The organism is Luteimonas sp. YGD11-2, from assembly GCF_004118975.1.
GTDB lineage: Bacteria > Pseudomonadota > Gammaproteobacteria > Xanthomonadales > Xanthomonadaceae > Luteimonas > Luteimonas muca.
On sequence record NZ_CP035376.1, the window covers coordinates 1,848,033 to 1,867,707 of the forward strand.

At 69.6% G+C, this 19,675-nt stretch carries 15 protein-coding genes and 1 tRNA gene; 5 read left to right on the top strand and 11 right to left on the bottom strand.

Annotated features, from left to right (window positions below; all coding sequences use genetic code 11):
* Positions 1-19: 19 nt before the first annotated feature.
* The 3 genes from ERL55_RS08395 to hisS form a co-directional block, all read right to left on the bottom strand.
* Positions 20-403 (bottom strand): hypothetical protein, encoded by a 384-nt coding sequence (locus ERL55_RS08395; protein WP_129136018.1) that lies wholly within the window; start codon positions 401-403, stop codon positions 20-22.
* Complete coding sequence (locus ERL55_RS08400) at positions 400-2,304, bottom strand: aromatic amino acid lyase (RefSeq protein WP_129136019.1); 1,905 nt, start codon at positions 2,302-2,304, stop codon at positions 400-402. Before ERL55_RS08400 ends, ERL55_RS08395 begins: the two co-directional genes overlap by 4 nt.
* 72 nt (positions 2,305-2,376) lie before the next feature.
* Positions 2,377-3,786, bottom strand: a complete 1,410-nt coding sequence (gene hisS, locus ERL55_RS08405; protein WP_129136020.1) for a histidine--tRNA ligase — start codon at positions 3,784-3,786, stop codon at positions 2,377-2,379.
* Between the two features lie 122 nt (positions 3,787-3,908).
* Between hisS and ERL55_RS08410 the strand changes: the two genes are divergently transcribed.
* Positions 3,909-3,985, top strand: a tRNA-Pro gene (locus ERL55_RS08410).
* Positions 3,986-4,044: 59 nt separating this feature from the next.
* On the opposite strand, the gene ERL55_RS08415 is transcribed toward ERL55_RS08410, so the two are convergent.
* A complete protein-coding gene (locus ERL55_RS08415; RefSeq protein ID WP_164972155.1) occupies positions 4,045-5,553 on the bottom strand; it encodes a GGDEF domain-containing protein in 1,509 nt (502 codons plus the stop codon).
* Positions 5,554-5,799: 246 nt separating this feature from the next.
* Between ERL55_RS08415 and pgaA the strand changes: the two genes are divergently transcribed.
* Genes pgaA through pgaD form a run of 4 tightly spaced genes read left to right on the top strand, consistent with a single transcriptional unit; the run spans position 5,800 to position 11,464 of the window.
* On the top strand, positions 5,800-7,881 hold the full coding sequence (gene pgaA, locus ERL55_RS08420) for a poly-beta-1,6 N-acetyl-D-glucosamine export porin PgaA (RefSeq protein WP_129136022.1): 2,082 nt from the start codon (positions 5,800-5,802) through the stop codon (positions 7,879-7,881).
* Positions 7,878-9,764, top strand: coding sequence for a poly-beta-1,6-N-acetyl-D-glucosamine N-deacetylase PgaB (gene pgaB / locus ERL55_RS08425; protein WP_129136023.1), 1,887 nt, complete (start codon positions 7,878-7,880; stop codon positions 9,762-9,764). Before pgaA ends, pgaB begins: the two co-directional genes overlap by 4 nt.
* Positions 9,765-11,027, top strand: a complete 1,263-nt coding sequence (gene pgaC, locus ERL55_RS08430) for a poly-beta-1,6-N-acetyl-D-glucosamine synthase (RefSeq protein WP_129136024.1) — start codon at positions 9,765-9,767, stop codon at positions 11,025-11,027.
* The gene (pgaD, locus tag ERL55_RS08435; protein WP_129136025.1) at positions 11,024-11,464 is read left to right on the top strand and encodes a poly-beta-1,6-N-acetyl-D-glucosamine biosynthesis protein PgaD; all 441 of its coding nucleotides are present in this window, start codon (positions 11,024-11,026) and stop codon (positions 11,462-11,464) included. The genes pgaC and pgaD overlap by 4 nt, the downstream gene beginning before the upstream one ends.
* Positions 11,465-11,474: 10 nt before the next feature.
* Here pgaD and argH read toward each other — a convergent pair whose 3' ends face one another.
* The 7 genes from argH to ERL55_RS08470 all read right to left on the bottom strand — a co-directional run bounded on the left by argH (position 11,475) and on the right by ERL55_RS08470 (position 19,571).
* Positions 11,475-12,767, bottom strand: a complete 1,293-nt coding sequence (gene argH, locus ERL55_RS08440; RefSeq protein WP_129136026.1) for an argininosuccinate lyase — start codon at positions 12,765-12,767, stop codon at positions 11,475-11,477.
* 41 nt (positions 12,768-12,808) lie between these two features.
* Positions 12,809-13,762: an N-acetyl-gamma-glutamyl-phosphate reductase gene (gene argC, locus ERL55_RS08445; protein ID WP_129136027.1), complete on the bottom strand. Its 954-nt coding sequence runs from the start codon at positions 13,760-13,762 to the stop codon at positions 12,809-12,811.
* A gap of 16 nt (positions 13,763-13,778) precedes the next feature.
* Positions 13,779-15,095, bottom strand: a complete 1,317-nt coding sequence (locus tag ERL55_RS08450; RefSeq protein ID WP_129136028.1) for an acetylglutamate kinase — start codon at positions 15,093-15,095, stop codon at positions 13,779-13,781.
* Between the two features lie 161 nt (positions 15,096-15,256).
* Complete coding sequence (locus ERL55_RS08455; RefSeq protein WP_129136029.1) at positions 15,257-16,381, bottom strand: acetylornithine deacetylase; 1,125 nt, start codon at positions 16,379-16,381, stop codon at positions 15,257-15,259.
* Positions 16,382-16,434: 53 nt separating this feature from the next.
* Positions 16,435-17,682, bottom strand: a complete 1,248-nt coding sequence (locus ERL55_RS08460) for an argininosuccinate synthase (RefSeq protein WP_129136030.1) — start codon at positions 17,680-17,682, stop codon at positions 16,435-16,437.
* Positions 17,683-17,756: 74 nt separating this feature from the next.
* On the bottom strand, positions 17,757-18,767 hold the full coding sequence (locus tag ERL55_RS08465; RefSeq protein WP_129136031.1) for an N-acetylornithine carbamoyltransferase: 1,011 nt from the start codon (positions 18,765-18,767) through the stop codon (positions 17,757-17,759).
* A gap of 288 nt (positions 18,768-19,055) precedes the next feature.
* Positions 19,056-19,571 (bottom strand): hypothetical protein, encoded by a 516-nt coding sequence (locus ERL55_RS08470; protein WP_232140993.1) that lies wholly within the window; start codon positions 19,569-19,571, stop codon positions 19,056-19,058.
* Positions 19,572-19,675 lie beyond the last annotated feature (104 nt).

Here is a 19,675-nt window from a genome sequence, read left to right on the forward strand (position 1 = left end):
CCCGCGGCCGCGCCATGCCTCAGTCCCCGGCGTCGGCAGCCCGGTCGCTGTCCTGGTGGCGGTGCGCGATCACCCAGCCCAGCGCCACGCCGGACACCGCGCCGATGATCTCCATGAAGACGCGCGTGCCGAGGCCGTTGGCGTCATGGATCCCCTGCAGGAACATGCGTGCGTAGACCGGCGACTCCAGCCGCACCACGCCCATGTAGAACAGGTTCCAGGTGTCGATGCCGGCGGCGATCGCGATCGCGGACACGCAGCTCCAGCCGATCGAATGCCCTTCGGTCCAGGCGAACCTCCGGGCCAGCGCGTGGAACAGCCAGAAGGCCAGCACTCCCACCAGCAGCGCGATCAGGCCGGCTTCCAGGGCACCGAGCCAGCCGTAATGCAGCGGCAGGTTCAACCGCCCTGCTCCAGCGCCCGGCGCGCGGCGGTCAGCAGGGTGCCGTCGGCCACCAGGCGCACCGCTTCGGCCACCTCGCCATCGAGCGCACGGTCGCGGTCCAGGAAGGCAATGCGCTCCCGCAGTGCGGCGTGGGCCGCGGCGACGGCCGATCCGGGCTGGAAGGGCTCGGAAACGGCGAGCTCCTCGCGCAGCGCATCGACCTCGGCGAGGAAACGCTCGCGATCCGGATGGGACGGCCCCGGCGCGCCCTGCACCTTCACCGCGAAGCCGGCGGCATCGCTGCGCCGCGCGAGGTCGCGCGCGGCGTTGATCATGTCGCGGCGGAAATCGAGCGCCTGCGCGGCGGTGTGCATTTCCAGTGCCAGCACCTTGCCGAGGTCGGCCACCATCGACAGCACATGGCGCGCCTCGTTGGCGCCCATCGACACGTGGTCCTCGGCGTTGGCGCTGGTGGGTACCGAGTACACGCTGGCCGGGTGCGCGCGCGTGGCGAGGTCGTTGACGATCGCCGCCGCGGTGTACTGGATGATCATGAAACCCGATTCGGTGCCGTCCTCGTTGCCGATCAGGAACGCGGGCAGGCCGTCGCTGGTGGACGGATCGACCAGCTTGTTGAGCCGCCGCTCGGAGATCGACGCCAGCACCGGGATCGCGGCCTTGACCGCCGACAGTGCCAGCGCCAGCGGCATGCCGTGGAAGTGGCCGGCGGAGATCACCTGCTCCTCGACGTGCTCGGCCTCGCGGTCCGGGAACACCAGCGGGTTGTCGGTGACGGCATTGAGTTCGATGTCGAGCACGCGCGCGGCGTGCGCGGCGGCATCGCGCACCGCACCGTGCACCTGCGGGATGCAACGCAGCGAATAGCTGTCCTGCGGCTGGTGCTTCTTGCCGCCACGGAACGGCTTGAAGCGGTCGTAGAACTTCTCGCGTCCGTGGCGCTGGTTGGCGGCCACCCAGTCCCAGCCGATATCGAAGCGCAGCGCCTGCGCCTCGGCCGTGTCCCAGCTCTCCGGCATCCAGAAGCGGAAGCGCGGCACCAGGTGGTAGGCGATGTCGGCGAGCGTCGAACCGTCCAGCAGCGCACGCAGGCGTGCGGCCACCTCGACCTGGCCCGGATGCGGGCGCAGCGCGTGCACGTCGGCATCGAACGCGCCGAGGCGTCCGGCAAAGGCGTCGATGGTCATTGCCGCGGCGAGGTCGGCGGTGTCGAGCAGGTCCTCCAGCCGGTGCAGCGCCAGCACGCCCATCGCCAGCATCTGCGCGGTGCCATTGTTGAGCGCCAGGCCCTCCTTGTACGACAGCTCCACCGGGCGCAGGCCGGCGCGCGCGAGCGCCTCGCCACCCGGCATCCGCTCGCCGTCGAGGAAGGCCTCGCCGCCGCCCAGCAGCACGATCGCCAGGTGCGACAGCGGCGCGAGATCACCCGACGCACCCACCGAACCCAGCGACGGCACCACCGGCACCACACCGGCATTGAGCATCGCGGTCAGCGCCTGCAGGGTTTCCACGCGGATACCCGAGTGCCCGCGCAGCAGCGTGTTGATGCGGATGCACAGCATCGCGCGCACCACGTCGGCCGGCATCGGCTCGCCCACGCAGACCGCATGGGTGACGATCAGGTTGCGCTGCAGCTCGGCGTGCAGCGAGCGCCCGGACGGCGTGGCGCCCGGCAATTCGTCGCGCAGCGGATGCGCGCCGAGCAGCTTGTCGGCATTGCTGCCGAAACCGGTCGAAACCCCGTAGATCGGTTCCTCGCGGCGGACCTGCTCGGCCAGGAAGGCGGCGGCACGTGCCACCGCCTCCAGCGCACCCGCATCCAGCTCGACCGGGGCCCCCTCGGCCACCATCACCAGTTGCGTACGGCTCAGCGACCTGCCGTCGAGATGGATCGGTTTCATCTGTCGTCCCCTGTATTCGTTGCCGGGCCGTCGCGCATGCCTGCCGCTACCGGCGTGATGCGTGCGGCGGGCTCAGCGGCCTGCCAGCGCGCGGGTCTGCTCGAGCTCGACGCGCAGCGCTTCCGCGCACTCGGCGCGTGCCACCTCGAACTGCTGCTCGCGCAGCAGGTCCTTGACCGCGACCACGCCGCGCGCGCGCTCGTCGTCGCCAGCCAGCACCACGAAGCGGACACCCGCCTTCGCCGCGTACTGGAACTGGCGGCCGAGCTTGCGAGGCTCCATCTGCACTTCGGTGTTGATGCCACCGGCGCGCAGCCGGCGTGCCAGGTCCAGGGCGTCGTCGAGCGAGGCATCGTCCATCAGCGCCACCATCGCCTGCACGCTGCTTTCGCCGATGCCGTCGATCAGGCCGGCGTCGCGCAGCTGGAAGAACAGCCGGGTCAGGCCGATCGAAATGCCCACGCCGGGCAGCCTGGACTTCGTGTAGTGGCTGGCGAGGTCCTCGTAGCGGCCGCCGGAACAGATCGAACCGATCTCCGGATGGTCGGTGAGCGTGGTCTCGTAGACGGTGCCGGTGTAGTAGTCGAGGCCGCGGGCGATCGAGAAGTTCAACCGGTAGGCGGACTCGGGCACGCCCAGCGCACGCACCAGCTCCAGCACCTCGCGCAGTTCGGCGGCGCCTGCGCGCAGCGCCTCGCCGGCGCCCTCGCCCGCCTGCGCCAGCACCTGGTCGATCCGCGCCAGCGCATCGGCATGCGAGGTGGAGCGCACTTCGACGAAATCGAGGATGCGCTGCACCGCATCAGCGGGAAGACCGAATGCCGCGCCGGTGAGCGTCTCGCGCACGTAGTCGGGGCCACGCTTGTCGATCTTGTCGACCTCGCGCAGCACCAGCGCCTGTTGCTGCGCATCGGTCACACCCTGGGCCTCGAAGAACCCGCGCATCAGCTTGCGGTTGTTGAGCTGCACCGCGAAGCCGCCGATGCCGAGCTCGGAGCACACCGCGTGGATCACCGCGAGGATCTCGGCGTCGTAGCGGATGCTCAGGCCGTCCTTGCCGATGACGTCGATATCGCACTGGTAGAACTCGCGGAAGCGCCCGCGCTGGGCGCGTTCGCCACGGTAGACGCGCTGCATCTGGTAGCGGCGGAACGGGAAGCTGAGCTCGTGCTCGTGCTCGGCCACGTAGCGCGCCAGCGGCACGGTGAGGTCGAAACGCAACGCCAGTTCCGGGAGGCCGGCACCCTCGCCCGCGGCGGCGTTGGCCAGCGCGCCGGTGGACTGCACGAAATACACCTGGCGCTCGGTCTCGCCGCCGGTCTTGGTCAGCAGCACGTCGGACAGCTCGAACACCGGCGTCTCCACCGGCAGGAAGCCGAAGCGCTCGTAGTTGCGGCGGATCACGTCCAGCATGCGCTGGAAGGCGATCTGCTCGCGAGGCAACAGTTCCATGACCCCGGCGGGGGTACGCGGCTTGATCAAGGCGGGCTCCGGCAGTGCAGAAAGGCAGTGCGACAGTTTAGCGGCTCGCCCGACTCCGGCGTCCGATCGTGCACGACCCCCTTGCCGAGTTCTTCGCGGATCCCTAGAATGCGCGGCTCAGTCGGGGTGTAGCTCAGCCTGGTAGAGCGCTACGTTCGGGACGTAGAAGTCGCAGGTTCAAATCCTGTCTCCCCGACCACTGTTCATCGAAAAAGCCGGCCTCGCGCCGGCTTTTTCGTGTCCGCACCGGTCGCAGGATCAGGCCGCGGCGATGCAGCGGTCCTTCCCGGCCCGCTTGGCCTCGTACATGGCCAGGTCGGCGCGCTTGACCAGCGCATCCAGCGACTCCCCCGGCGCATACAGGGCAACGCCCGCACTGAAGGCGATGACGATCCGCGCGCCCTCGTGCGGCAAGGCGCGGTGCTGCAGCACGGTCCGCAGGCGCGCCAGCGCGGCGAGTGCCTCCGGCAGTGGCGTATCGGGCATCAGCACGACGAACTCCTCGCCACCGAAGCGCGCGACGACGTCGCTGGCACGCAGCGTGAGCCGTGCGACCTCTACGACGTGGCGCAGCGCCGCGTCGCCGCCGAGATGCCCGTGGGTGGCATTCAGCGCCCGGAAATCGTCGAGGTCGAGCATGGCCAGGCACAGCGGGCGGCCAGCGCGCACCGCGGCGGCGGCAGCGGCGTCGAAACGTTCCTCGAAGCCGCGACGGTTGAGGCAGCCGGTCAGCTGGTCCTCGCGCGCCTTCCCCGCGGCGTCGCGCAGCTTCTGCTCCAGCTGCTGGATATGGCGTTCGCGCGCCTCGACCTCCTGCCGCGCAGTCAGCAGGTCGTCGCGGGCCCGCAGGGCCTGCGCCTGCACCCGGGCGGTATCGACCAGCACGTCGTCGAGCATCTGCTGCAGGTCGGTGATGCTGCGCGCCTCGCGCACCCGCAGCGCATGGCGGGTAATGCGGTCGTGGAACTCGCCGGTGTCCACCGCCATCCCGTCCAGACGCTCCACGAACGCCGCCATCATGTCCTTCATCGCGGTGCGCGAGTCGGCGATGCCCTGCCGCAACAGGCCCTGCCGGTAGATCACGTCGCGCAGTTCGGCGCGCGCCGATTGCAGCGACTGCCGGTCCATGGGCCCGCCCAGCAGGCCACGGACCCGGGCGATCTGCCCATGCAGCCAGCTGCGCTCGTCGAGCAGCTCGCCGATGTTCTCCAGCAGCACCTCGAACAGCCCCACCAGCATCGCCAGCTGTTCGTCGGCATCCTCGGCATACAGGCCGACCCGCGTGCACAGGCCGGTCAGCTGTTGCGTCAGCGCGCCCAGGTCCTGCCCGGGCCGCCATTCGCGCACCCGGGTGGCCAGCGCGCCCGCTTCTTTGGCCAGCGCGGGCTCGCGCTGCAGCAGGGCCCCCAGCGCGACGCCCAGCACCTGGCGGAGCGCCTCGCGCAGCCGCTCCGCCTCGCTGGCCGACGGTGGCTCCAGCTCTATGCAGCGGATGTACCTGTCGACGAGTTGCCGCATCGAGCGGCCGTAGGCGACCCAGTCCTCGGCGGCGCAGGCCGCCTGCAGGTAACGGCCCATGTCGCCGAGCTCGTCGTGCAGCCCGGCCATGCCGTCGGCGAAGGCGGCCAGCAGCAGCGGTGGCTGGTCGGCGCCCGCGAACAGCACGCGCAGCCCTGCGCCGTCGATCGGCTCGGCACGGCGGATGGACACCGCGGCAGCTGTGCCGCCTGGCGATCGACGGAAGGTGGTGGCGGGGGGATCGCTCATGTCGCGCATGGAAGGTTTCTGTGCAGCGGCGGGCATGCGCCGCGCGGAGGCGGACCCAATGGCTATCGGCTGCCGCGGCGAAAGATTGAGGAATCGCCGCGTCGTCGCTGCCCGCTATCTGAACCGCGCGAGAAGACCTTCCGGAACTGGCAACGCGCCGTTGACATCGGCCTCGCAAGTATCGCCGCGCCGAATGCCGCAGGGATGCAGTGACACGGCCCGCATCCCAACTCAGTCGATCACTTCATGCGATGTCCCTGCGTTGTTCGTCCTGGCCGTCTTGCCCTCCTGCTGTTCGCCCTGTCGCTGCCCGCCGGCGCGCAGGTGCTTCCATCCAGTGATCCCGCCACGGGCCGCCACTCCGGGGCCGGTGTTTTCGCGGCCATCGACGACCTGCGCAGGCAAGGCCGGCATGCTGAGGCCCTGCTGCTGATCGAGCGCCGGCTCGCGCACAGCCCGGACGACGACGCGTACCGCCTGCGCGTGCTGACGCTGGCCGATCTCGGCAGTTCGCGCCTGGCCGCGGCCGGGCTTGCGCAACGCCCCACCCTGTTCGCCGACCACGAGCGTGAGCGCATCGAGGGCAACGCGGTGGCGCGGCGCCTCGGCTGGGCCGAAGTGCTGCCGGAGAACCCGCAGGACCGGCTCGCCGAAGCCCGCGCCGCGCTGGCGGAACTGCGCACGCTGCAGCGCGAGGCGCCGCGGCAGACCCGTTGGGAATCCACACGGCTGCGGGTGGATGCACTGACCGCGCTCAACCAGTTGCACAGGCACGAGGAGGTCGCCGCCGGTTACCGCGAGCTGCTGGCCGACGACATCGAGGTGCCGGCCTACATCCTGGCCACCGTCGGCGATTCGCTGCTGGCGTTGCGGCGCCCCGACGAGGCGCTACCGGTGCTGGAGCAGGCGGTCGCCCACGACCCGGGCAACGTCAACGCGACGATCCTGCTCGGCTATGCATGGCTCGAGCTCGAACGCTTCGATCGCGCGCTGCCGGTGTTCGCCACGTTGGCCGCGTCGCAACCGGCGTGGCCGCGGCGCGATGGCGCCATTGCCGGCTACGAGAACTGGGACCGCTACAGCGCCGATGTCGCCCACGCGCTGGCCCATTCCCACGCCAACGATCACGCCGGGGCCGAAGACATGCTGCAGTCACTGGTGGCCATCGGCCCGCACAACGCATCGCTGCAGGCGGCCTTCGGCGCCGTGCAGGCGCGACGGCTGCGGCCCGCCGCGGCGCTGCAACGCTACCGGATGGCGGCCACGCTGGATCCATACGATCGCGATGCCCTCGCTGGCCAGGTCGGCAGTCTGGTCGCGCTGGAGCGCATCGACGAGGCCGCGGATGCACTGCAGGCGTTGCACGCGATCCATCCGGACGATCCGCGCAGCGCACGTATCGCCCGCGATCTCGATCGCCATCGCGGTGCGCAGCTGTCGCTGTCGTCGGCGTCAGGTCGCAGCAGCCCGCTCGGCGGACGCACGGCGCAATCGCCTTTCGGCAGCCGCGATGCCAGCCACGCACTGGAGCTGCGCTCGCCGCTGCTGGCCGGGCGCTGGCGCGTGGGCGTCGTCGGCCAGCAACGTGAGGCCGACTTCGACGACATCCGCACGCGCTATCGCGGCGCCGGCGTGGGCGGCTGGTACCGGCACGACCGCCTCGGTGCCGCGGCCACCGTCTGGCGTATCGACGACGATGACGCGCCCGGTCCCACCGCGTGGTCGTTCGCCGCAGACTGGCGCCTCGGCGATGCCTGGCGGATCGGCGGCTCCATGGCCCACCGCGATGCGGATGCCTCGCTGCAGGCGCGCCGGGCCGGCATCACCGCCGACAGCCTGCGCCTGAGCGCCGACTGGACACCGGACGACACCCTCGCCATCGGCGCGCATGCATCGCGCCTGCGTTACGACGACGGCAACACGCGCGACCGGATCGGCGTGGATGCATCCACCCGCCTGCATACGCGCCCGCACCTGCTGGTCGATGCACTGGCCTCGGTCCATGTCAGCCGCGGCTCGCACGGCGAGGACGCCGCGTACTTCAACCCGTCGCGCGACGCCTCGATACAGCTGGGCCTGCGCCTGGACCACATCACCTGGCGGCGCTACGGCAGCGCGTTCCGGCAGAGGCTGGAACTGCACGCCGGCCCGTACTGGCAGCAGAGGCATGGCAGTCAATGGATACCCGCCGTCGGTTACCGCCATGTGTGGCGACGCGAAGGCGGCACGTTCGAATATGGCGTGACCTGGTCACGCCCGGTCTACGACGGCGTGCGTGAGCAGCGCGTCGCGCTCGACGCCGGCCTGCGCTGGGGAGATGCCCGATGAGCCGCGCACTGGTGCTGATGCTGGCGCTGCTGGCGTGGGCGTGCTGGCCACATGCGGCCCGTGCCGACCTGCTGGTGCTGAGCTATCACGACATCCGCGACGATGTCGCGCCGAAGGGTGATCCCGATGCCTACGCGGTGTCGACGGCCAACTTCGCCCGGCACCTGGACTGGCTGCATGGCAATGGCTACCGCCCGGTCAGCGTGCAGGCGGTGCTGGATGCGCGCGCCGGCCGCGGCGCGCTGCCCGAACGCGCGGTGCTGCTGACCTTCGACGATGGCCTGCGCAGCGCCTACACCCACGCATTCCCGCTGCTGCGCGCATACGGTTTCCCCGCGCTGGTGGCACCGGTGACAGGCTGGATGGACCTGGCCGAGGGCGAAGCGGTGCCCTATGGCCCGCGCGACTTCACCCGCGAGGACTTCCTGACCTGGACGCAGCTGCGCGAGATGCAGGACAGCGGCCTGGTCGAGATCGGCTCGCACAGCCACGACCTGCACCGGGGGGTGACCGGCAACCCCTTTGGCAACCAGATGCCCGCTGCGGTCACCCGTCTGTGGAATGCGGACACGGGCTACGAGTCCGATGCGGACTGGCACGCGCGCATCCATGCCGACCTCGCCACCAGCAGTGCGCTGATCGAGCGCCACACCGGTCGCGCGCCACGGGTGATGGTGTGGCCCTACGCCGCCTACAACCGCGCCGCCACCGATATCGCCCACGCGCTGGGCATGACCCTGTCGTTCGATCTCGAAGGCCGTTCACAGCAGGGCGACCTTGGCCAGCAGGGCGAGCGTGAGGCCGGCCAGGACTCGCTGGACAGCCTTGCGCGGCTGCTGATGCACCGCAATCCCGATGTGCGTGACTTCGCCGGCGAGCTGCGCCGCGATCTCTCGCGCGATGGCCTGCGGGCGATCCAGGTCGACCTCGACTATGTGCACGACGAGGATCCGGTGCAGATGGCGCGCAATCTCGATGCGCTGGTGCAACGCATCCACGAGATCCGCCCGAGCCATGTGTTCCTGCAGGCGTTCGCCGATCCCGATGGCGATGGCGCGGCGGATGCCCTGTACTTTCCCAACCGGCACCTGCCGGTGCGCGCGGATCTCTTCAGCCGCGTGGCCTGGCAGTTGCGCACGCGCGCGGGCGTGCGGGTGTTCGCGTGGCTTCCAGTGCTGGGCTACGAACTCGCCGACCCAGCACTGCAGCGCGAGCTGCGGATCGCCGCGCACGACCCGGCCGAGATTCCCCGGCTCGATCCTGCCGATCCGCGCGCGCTTGCGATCGTCGAGGACATCTATGCCGATCTCGCCCGCCACGCGCATTTCGACGGCCTGCTGTTCCATGACGATGCCTATCTGCGCGACGACGAGGTGCCTCACTACGGCGACGGGGTGCCGGCCCGCCGCACCGCAGGGCTGGTCGACTTCACCCTCGCGCTGAAGGCGTCCGCCGAGCGCTGGCGGCCGAAGCTCGTCACCGTGCGCAACCTGTTCGCACGACCGGTGCTGGAGCCGGAATCCGAAGCGTGGTTCGCGCAGCGCCTGGACGCGTTCCTGGAGGCCTACGACTTCACCGCGCTGATGGCGATGCCGCAGCTCGAGAACGCGGAGGATCCCGAACGCTGGATGCAGGCCCTGGTGGCCGCGGTCGCCACCACGCCGGGTGGGCTCGAACGCGCACTGTTCGAGCTGCAGACGATCGACTGGCGCAGTCAGCGACCGATCGCGCCGGATGTGCTGCGCAGCCAGGTGCGCGCACTGCTCGCCGCGGGCGTGCGCCACCTCGGTTACTACCCGGACGACTTCATCTCCGACCATCCGCCCCTGCCCGCCGCCCGTGAAGCAATGTCGGCACGCGAATTCCCCTACGTGGAGCATTGATTGGACGTTTACGGGTTTCCGCTTGCCGCATGGCTGTTCAACTTCGCGTTCTTCTACCCGATCGTCATGGCCTTTTTCTGGATGACCGGCGGCATCTACTACTACCTGCGCCGCGAGCGTGGCACCCCACTGCCGGATGCACCGCCCCCACTGCCGGACACGCCGTTCGCTTCGATCCTGGTGCCCTGCCACAACGAGCAGGACCACATCGTGGCCACGATCACCGCGCTGTCGGCGCAGGAGTACCCGGACTTCGAAATCATCGCGGTCAATGACGGCAGCAGCGACCGCACCCCGGAGCTGCTCGATGCAATGGTCGCCGACCATCCGCGCCTGCGCGTGGTACACCTGGCCGCAAACCAGGGCAAGGCGAACGCGCTGCGCATCGGGACGCTGGCGGCGACCTCGGAGTACCTGGTGTGCATCGATGCCGATGCCGCGCTCGATCGGCACGCGGTGCGCTGGCTGGTCGGCCACCTGATCGACGGGCCACGCGTGGGGGCGGTCACCGGCAACCCTCGCATCCGCAACCGCACCACCCTGCTAGGCCGCATGCAGATCGGCGAGTTCTCCGCGATCATCGGCCTGATCAAGCGCGCGCAACGCACCTACGGTCGTCTGTTCACCATCTCCGGCGTGATCTGCGCGTTCCGGCGCACGGCACTGCACGACGTCGGCTACTGGAGCGACCGCATGGTGACCGAGGACATCGACATCTCCTGGCGGCTGCAGCTGGCCGGCTGGGACATCCGCTACGAACCCAACGCGCTGTGCTGGATCCTGATGCCCGAGACGCTGCGCGGGCTGTGGTCGCAACGGATGCGCTGGGCCAGCGGAGGCGTCGAGGTGCTGCTGCGCCACGGCCGCGACGTGCTGTCGTGGCGCCGGCGGCGGATGTGGGGCGTGCTTGCCGAATACGCGCTCAGCCTCACCTGGGCCTACGTGATGCTGACCATCATCCTGCTCTGGGTGCTCGGCCTGTTGCTGCCGTTGCCGGCCCCGTTGCAGGTCGAAACCATCCTGCCGCGCTGGCACGGGGTGGTGCTTGCCTCGGTGTGCATGCTGCAGTTCGCCACCAGCCTGGTGATCGAGCGCCGGTACGAACGCGGCCTGGCGCGGCACTTCTACTGGATCATCTGGTACCCGATGGCCTTCTGGGCGATCGGCATGGTGACCGCGGCGATCGCCTTCCCGCGCACCCTGCTCGGCCGCCGTGACCGGCGCGCGTTGTGGACCAGCCCGGATCGTGGAGCACGCGCATGACACCGCCGATCATCGACCACCGTCATCGCCGCGGGCCCGGCCGGCGTGCCGCCGGCGGTGCGATGACGGCCGCCGCATGGGCGGTGTACGCGTGGCTGTGGGCGCCGCTGGTGACGATAATCGCCTGGTATGTCGGCATCCGCACCGCGTGGCTGCAGCTGTACCTGCGCCAGGATGAGGTCGACCTGTTCGTGCTCGCCTCGCTGCCACTGATCGCGCTGGCGTGCGGTACGCTGCTGATCGGCTGGGCGGAGTACAACCGGGCCCGCTTCGCAAACGCCGACCGGCGCCGTCGCCGGACGGATGTGGATGACGACAGCGTGCGCTGCGCGCTTGGCGCCACGCCGATGCTGGCAACGAAGCTACGCGACGGGCGCATCGTCCACGTGGCGCTTGACGATGACGCGTGCCCCGTGGCCGCGCAACTGGGCAGCTGACTCCGTCGGGCTACAGCGCATCCAGCCGCGCACGCAGTTGATCCAGGCGCAGGTCCGCCGCCGCGCCGGGCGACACGCGCGCCGCGAGGCTGGCTTCCGGCGTGCGTCCCTCCCCGGCCTGCTCCACCGACGCCGCGGCGGCACGGTAGGCATCGCGGAACGGAACGCCGGCGGCGGCCTGCTCCACCGCCACGTCGGTGGCATACATGCCGGCATCCATCGCCGCGCGCATGCCGCCGGGCTTCCATTCGAGGTTGGACAGCAGCGCCGGCAGCAGCTCCAGCGCGGCCAGGCCGCGACCGAAGCCATGGAAGATCGCGCCCTTGGACGCCTGCAGGTCGCGGTGGTAGCCGGATGGCAGCGACAGCAGCTGTTCGATCTCGGTGTGCGCGGCGGCCACGCTGGCGTGGGTGGCGCGCATCAGTTCGACGACGTCGGGGTTGCGCTTGTTCGGCATGATGGAGCTGCCGGTGGTGTACTGCGCCGGCAGGGCCACGAAGCCGAATTCGGCCGCGGTGAACAGCGACAGGTCCCAGGCAAGGCGGCGCAGGTCGAGGGTGGCCGAGCCGAGAGCTTCCAGGGCGGCCAGTTCGAACTTGCCGCGCGAGAGCTGCGCGTAGATCGGGCTGACCTGCATGCGTGAGAAGCCGAGCGCGGCGGTGGTGTGCTCGCGGTCCAGCGGCAGGTTCACGCCGTAACCGGCGGCAGTGCCGAGCGGATTGGCGTCGACCAGCGCCAGCGTGTCGAGCGCACGCCGGGCGTCGTCGATGAACGCCTCCGCCCAGCCGGCCCACCACATCCCCGCCGACGACACCACCGCACGCTGCAGGTGGGTGTAGCCGGGCAGCGGCAGGTCCTTTTCGGCCTGCGCGCGGTCGAGCGCAATGCGGGCGGTCTGCTGCGAAAGCGTGGCCACGCGAGCCAGCTTCTCCTTCAGCCACAGGCGCGTGGCGACCAGGACCTGGTCGTTGCGGCTGCGGCCGGTGTGGACCTTCTTGCCGGCATCGCCGAGGCGCTCGACCAGCCGCGCCTCGATCGCCGAATGACCATCCTCGTAGCGCGCATCGAGGATGAAATCGCCACTGCCGAAGTCGGCGGCGAGCTGGTCGAGTTCCGCTTCCAGCCTCTGCAGTTCATCGGCCGAAAGGATGCCGATGCGCTGCAGGCCCTGCGCATGCGCGCGGCTGGCGGCGATATCGTGCAGGAAGAACTCGCGGTCCAGCAGCACATCGTCGCCGGCGAGGAAGGCCTGGATCTGCGCGTCGACGGCGACGCCGGGTTTCTGCCAGAGGAGGTCGGACATCGTTGGAGTTCCTGTTGCCGGAGGAGCGGCGCGTGCCGTGCCTAGAGCGGAATGCCCGTGGTCTCCGGGAGACCGAAGGCGAGGTTGAGGTTCTGCAGCGCCTGGGTGGCGGCACCCTTGAGCAGGTTGTCCAGCGTGGCGACCACCACCACGCGACGGCCGTCGTCGCTCGCGGTGAAGCCGCCGATCCGTGCGCCATGGCGCCCGGCGATGCCGCTCACCCACGGCGCGGCGTCGATGATCTCCACCAGAGGTTCGTCCGCGTACCGGTCGCGGTAACGCGCAGCGAGCGCATCCACCTCCACCGGAGCCGACAGGTGCGCATTGACGGTCAGTGTGATGCCACGGAAGTGTGCGGCGACATGCGGCATGAATTCCACCGCAGTCGCCAGCTGGCGCGTCACCTCGCGCTCGTGGATATGCCCGGCCAGCGCATACGGCATCAGGTTGTCGCGCAGCAGCTCGATGTTGTTGCGGTCCGATGGCGTGGTCCCGGCACCGGAATAACCGGACACGCCGAACGCCTGCACGGGACCGTCCAGCAGGCCCAGCAGCGGCGCGATCGCCAGCTGCATCCCGGTCGCGTAGCAGCCGGGGTTGCTGATCCGGCGCTGGCCGTCATAACGCCCGCGGGTGAGCTCGGGCAGCCCGTAATACCAGCTGTCGTCGAAGCGGTAGTCGGCCGACAGGTCGACCACCACCGTCTGCGGCGCATCGCGGTCGAGCGCGGCGACGAATGGCGCGGCCTTGCCGTTTGGCAGCGCCAGCACCACCGCATCCGCGCCCTGCCCGGGCACGGCCTCGGCATCGAAGTTGCCGTAGCGCAGCTCACCGGCGTAGCCGGCGACCTGCGCGTCCACGCGCTGGCCGTCGAGTTCGCGCGACGAGACGAAGGCAAGCTCCAGCGACGGATGGCCGTGGACCAGCCGGATCAGCTCCGCGCCGGTATGGCCGCGTGCGCCGACGATGCCGACGGTACGTACGGATTGGCTCATGTCGTACTCCCTTCGCTCAGCCGACGAGGGTCGGCGTGCGCTGCGCGCAATGGTCGACGAAATAGCGGATGTCTTCGAGATCGCCGGTGCCGTACCAGAACACCTTCCACGCATCCTGCTTGTAGCAGCCGTCGGACTGCGCGTAATAGAAGATATTGATCTGGTTGTCGTGGCGCGAGCGCCAGAACAGCTGCGGCGTCTCCTCGTGCATCACCTGCCACACCGCGCGCCCCAGGCCCTCGCCCTGCGCCTCGTCGAGCACCGCGAACTTGTCGAGATACACGTAGTCGCCCTCAGCGGTGAGGATGACCGCGGCACGGTAGTTCTCGCTGACATAGGCGCGCAGCAGACGGGTGCGCTCGAAATAGTCAGGCGCCAGCGTGCGGCCGAAGCTCGACTCGATCAGCGTGCGCAGCCGGTCGAGGTCGAAGGCGCTCCAGTCGGTCGCACGCAGCACGCGCTCGCCGCGGCGCACCAGCGTGCCCGAGCCCTTGTGGGTGAACAGCTCCTTGGCGAGATCATCCGGGCGGGTGATGGAGACCGACGAGGTCAGCGGCAGGTCGTCGAGCAGCCCCTTGATCTGCTCCAGCTTCAGCCGCATCCCGCCGCTGATCCAGTCCTGCGCCATCAGGTGTTCGTACTCGGTCGACAGGTTGATCGAGTCGATCACGCTGCCCTGCTCGTCGAGCAACCCGCCGGTGCCGGTGAGGAAGATGATCTTGTACGGCTGCAGCACCCGCACCAGCTCGTTGGCGGAGAAATCGGCGTTGACGTTGAGGATCTGCCCGCCACTGGTCTCACCGAGGCTTGCGATGACCGGGATCGACCCGGCCTGCAGGCTGGCCTCGATCGGCGCCAGGTTGACCCTGCGGATCTCGCCCACCAGGCCGTAGGTGTCGCGGTCGAGATAGTCGGCCTCGAACACGCCGCCGGTGATCGAGGTCGCGCGCGCACCGGCCTGCTGCAACGCCTCCACCAGTGCCAGGTTGGAGGCCTGGAACACCCGGCGCACGATGGCCAACGACTCCGGCGTGGTCACCCGCAGGCCGTTGACGGTGTGCTTCTCAATGCCGGCGGCCGACAGCTCCGCATCCAGCTGCGGGCCGGCGCCGTGCACGACGATCGGGCTCAGGCCCACCTGCTGCAGGAAGGTCAGCGACGAGGTCAGTGCATCGAGGTCGTCGCGCAATACCGCGCCCCCCACCTTCACCACCGCGAACCGCTTGGCGTCGAGCTGGGAGAAGCGCTTGAGGTACTGGCTGATCTCGCGCGCGCTCGCCATCGACGACAACAGGCGGACGATGGTCTGGCGGGTCTGGGTATGTGCTTGCATCGGCTCGGTTCGGGTGGGTACGGGTTTCAGCCGCGGATTACGGTGCGGACGCGGATCGAAGGGGGAAACGTGCGGCGTTGCTGTCGGGCCACCTCTCCCGCGCGGGAGGGAGGGGTGTTACGTGTGTGTCTGGCGGGCCGCGGTCCGTTGGCCGCCGGCGTTCATCGGCGTGGATCCGCGGCAGAACCGGCCGCACCACCCAGGATCCGCACGATCGATTCCGCGTAGGTCTCGAGCTCGCTCAACGACACCCACTCGTCCGCCGTGTGCGCCTGGGCGATGTCGCCGGGCCCGTAGACGATCGCGGTCATCCCCGCCTGCGAGAACAGCGAGGCCTCGGTCCAGAAGTCCACCGCATTTCCAACGGGCAGGCCGAGCGCGTCGGCGAGGTCGCGTGCTTCCAGCCGGCGCTCCTCGGCTTCGGCGACGTTGCCGGCCGGCAGCGGCGGACCGCGGAAGGTTTCCTCGTAGCGATCGAGCGCGCCGGTGGTGACGAAGCCGCCGAACGTGCTGTGCAGCACATCGATGTCCTGCGACGGCAGCGGCCTGAAGCCGAAGCGCACCTCGGCATGCGGAGCGATGACGTTGGCCTTGATGCCGCCTTCCACGCGGCCGACGTTGAAGCGCAGGCCGGTCAGGCCACCGAACCGCTGGTGCGCCTGTGCCTCGACGAAATCGAGCGCGCTCGCGCCCCAGCGCATCGCCTGGTGCAGCGCGCTGGCCTCGAGCGCATTGGCGCCGGATGCATGCCCGGCCGCACCGCGGAACTGCAGCCGCACCGAACTGATGCCGCGATGCGCGAGCACCGCTTCGCAGCGCGTCGGCTCGGCGATCACCGCTTCGGCGAAGCCGTGGTCGCGTTCCAGGAACGCGGCGATGCCGCGCGGATCGTTCGCTTCCTCGTCGCTGGTGAACAGGAATGCGGCCGCCCCGCGGGTGGCCCGCGCGGCCGCGATCAGCCCCGCAGCCGCGCCCTTGATGTCGCAGGCGCCCAGGCCGATGGCGCGGCGGCCACGCACGCGAAGGCGCAGCGGGTCGGCGCTCCAGTGCGGCGAGTCCGGCACGGTGTCCAGGTGCACGTTGAACAGTACCCGGGGCTGCCCGCGCACCGCGAACAGCGACACCGCGCCGTCACCGTGGTCGGTCACCTCGACGCGGAAATCCGCCAGCTGCGCGCGGATGTAGTCGAAGATTCCACCGGTATCGATGGCCCGCGGGGGATTGCGGGTGTCGAAGGACACCAGCCGTTCCAGGTGCGTCAGGGTGCTGTCGAGAAGATTGCTCATCGGCTTCGCATCAGGGTCGCGGTGGTCGGTTCGGGGCCGGGATGCCGGGTCGCTCAGCGATTGATCTGCGCATACAGCGTCGAGCTCATGCCGAACAGCTTGATGAAGCCTTCGGCTTCCTCGACGCCCCAGTCGGCGGACTGCGCGTAGGTCGCGTTGCGCGAATGCAGCAGGTGCGCGGAGCTGATGGCCACGGCGTCAACCCGGCCGCCACGCGTCTCGAGCGTGACCTCGCCGGTCACCGTGGCCTGCACCGAGGCCAGGAAGGCCTCGAGGTCGGTCTTGAGCGGATCGTGGAAGAAGCCCTCGTAGACCAGCTCCACCCACTTGCGCGCCACCTCGGGCTTGAAGCGGTTCTGCTGCTTGGACAGCACCGCCTCCTCGAGTGCGCGATGCGCGGTCAGCAGCGCCACCAGGCCCGGCGCTTCGTACACGATGCGGCCCTTCAGGCCGATCACGGTGTCGCCGGTATACACGCCACGGCCGACGCCGTAGGACGCGAACAGCGTGTTGAGCCTGGCCAGGAGCTGCTCGCCCGGCAGTGGCTTGCCATCCAGTTCCACCGCCTCGCCGGCGACGAACCGCAGCTTCACCGTCAGCGGTTCCACCGGCCAGGCGCTACGCGGCGCGCACCAGCCACGCGCGCCCTCGCCAGGTGCCTCCCAGCGGTCGATCTCGCCGCCCGACATGGTCACGCCCAGCAGGTTCTCGTTGATGGTGTAGGCCATCTGCCTGGCGCGCACGCCAAAGCCGCGCTCCTCGAGATACTTCTGCTCGTAGGCACGGGTCTGCGTGTGTTCCTTCTGGATCTCGCGGATCGGCGCCACGATGCGGTAGTCGCCCTGTGCCTTGATGGCGAGGTCGAAGCGCACCTGGTCGTTGCCCATGCCGGTGCAGCCGTGGGCGATGGCGTTGGTGCCGAGCTCCGCCGCGCGCTTGAGCGCCGCATCAACGATCAGGTAGCGGTCGGAAACCAGCAGCGGGTACTGGCCCTGGTAGCCCTCGCCCGCCCACACGAAGGGCTTGACGAAACCAGTCCAGATCGCCGGGCCGCCATCGACGGTGACGTGGCTGGCCACGCCCAGCTCCTGCGCGCGCTTCTCGATGAAGGCGCGCTCGTCGGCGTCCACGCCGCCGGTGTCGGCGAACACCGTGTGCACCGACCAGCCGCGCTCCTGCAGGTACGGCACGCAGAAACTGGTATCGAGGCCACCCGAGAAGGCGAGCACGATGTCGCGGCTCTGCGCCGGCGAAGTGCGGACCGGGGAACCGTCGGAAGAAGGCGCGGGATGCTGCGACATGGGAGATCTCTGGAGGAAAAAGAAGGGGAGAAAAATGAAAAGAAGGGCCGCTCAGGCAGCGCGGGTGGCGGCGGTCACTGGCGCGCGAGTGCCGCCATCACCGCCTTCTGCACGTGCAGGCGGTTCTCGGCCTCGTCGATGGCGATGCAGTTGGGCGAGTCCATCACCGCATCGGTGGCCTTGACGTTGCGACGCAGCGGCAGGCAGTGCGAGAACACGCCATTGTTGGTCAGCGCCATCTTGCGCTCGTCGACCATGAAGTGCCTGTACTGGTCGCGGATGGGCTTTTCGGGGCCCCAGTTGCCGAAGTACGGCAGCGCGCCCCAGCTCTTGGCGTAGACCACGTCGGCGCCGGCATAGGCGGCATCGACGTCATGGCTGACCGCCAGCGAGCCGCCGCTCGCGGCGACATTGGCCTCGGCCCAGTCCATGTAGCGCTCGTCGAGGATGTATTCCGGCGTCGGGCACAGCAGGGTCACGTCCATGCCGAGCCGGGTGGCGATGGTGAGCGCCGAGTTGGCCACCGCGGTGTTGAGCGGCTTCGGGTGGTAGGTCCAGGTCAGCACGTACTTTTTCCCGCGCAGGTCGCTGGTGCCGAAGTGCTCCTGCAGCGCCAGCGCGTGCGCGAGCTCCTGGCACGGATGGGTGATGGTCTCCATGTTGATCACCGGCACCGGCGAATACTTCGCGAACGACTTCAGCACGATGTCCTGGCGGTCGTAGGCCCAGTCGGTGAACTTCGGGAACGCACGCACGCCGATCATGTCGACATAGCGACCCAGCACGCGCGCCACCTCGGCGATGTGCTCCTCGGTGTCGCCGTCCATCACCGTGCCGAGGTCGAACTCGATCGGCCATGCGTCCTTGCCCGGCTGCAGCACGACGGCGTGGCCGCCCAGCTGGAACGCGCCCAGCTCGAAGCTGGTGCGCGTGCGCATCGACGGGTTGAAGAACACCAGCGCGATCGAGCGGCCCTTCAGCGCATCCCCGAGCTTCTCGCGCTTGAAGCGGGCGGCATCGGCCAGCAGCGCGTCCAGCTCCGCGCGGCTCCAGTCCTGGGTGTTGAGGAAGTGCTTGATCGACATCGGCATGGTCCGGGTGGAGGTGGTGCGCCCGCAGTGGCTGCGGGTGCCTGCGCGTCATGCGCATGGTGCGGAAACGAAAAAACCCAGCGCTCGGGCTGGGTCTGTCCTGGTGAAACTCGAATGCGACGAGTACCGGCTACCCAGCGGAATGGTGGGCTTCCGGTCGACGCGCGCGCGAGGTCATGCCAGCCGCCATCCAGGCGGAGGTCAGGATCTCGGCGTCGGCGCGAAGGGGGTTCATGAGGGGCGGCATCCTCGCACGGGCGCCGGCGGGCGGCAAGTGGCGGCTCATTCGGCCGACGCCCCGACCACCGGCGTCACCGACACCCGCACACGCACCCGGTTGCCCGGGTCGAACGGCAGCCGCGAACGGTACTTCACGCCCTTGTGGATGTAATCCACCTCGTAGCCGATCGGGCGGCGGAATTCGCGCTCCACCGGCACCATCCGGCAGTTGCCGTTGGCCGGACGTGCACGCGCAGCCTCTTCCTCGTCCGGGCCAAGCACGTCGCGCACCGCGCCGACCACGCGGGAAATGCCGCGCCGCTCGCCCTCGCCGGCCACCGGCGTGGAGGCATCGCAGCGCTCGACCATGCTGGTCGCCCGCAGCACCTGGTAGACCGGTTCGGCGCTCAGCACGCGGGCGTATTCCATCCGCACGTTCTCCTGCGGCGGCGCGGCCATCTGCGCGTCGCGCTGGGCGCGCTGGTTGCCATGCACGCTCTGCGCCGCAACCGGCAACGACACCGCCGCCACCACCAGGAAGGCGCACAGGCAGGTTGCTTGCTGGAACGGTTGGGGCATGGAAACCAGGAGAGGCGCGAATTCAGGGAGTTTAGGCCGTGGCGCTGTGCGCGGCCTGAATCCTCGCTGTCGTGGACCCGGGCGGGCCGTTAGAATCCCGGGGT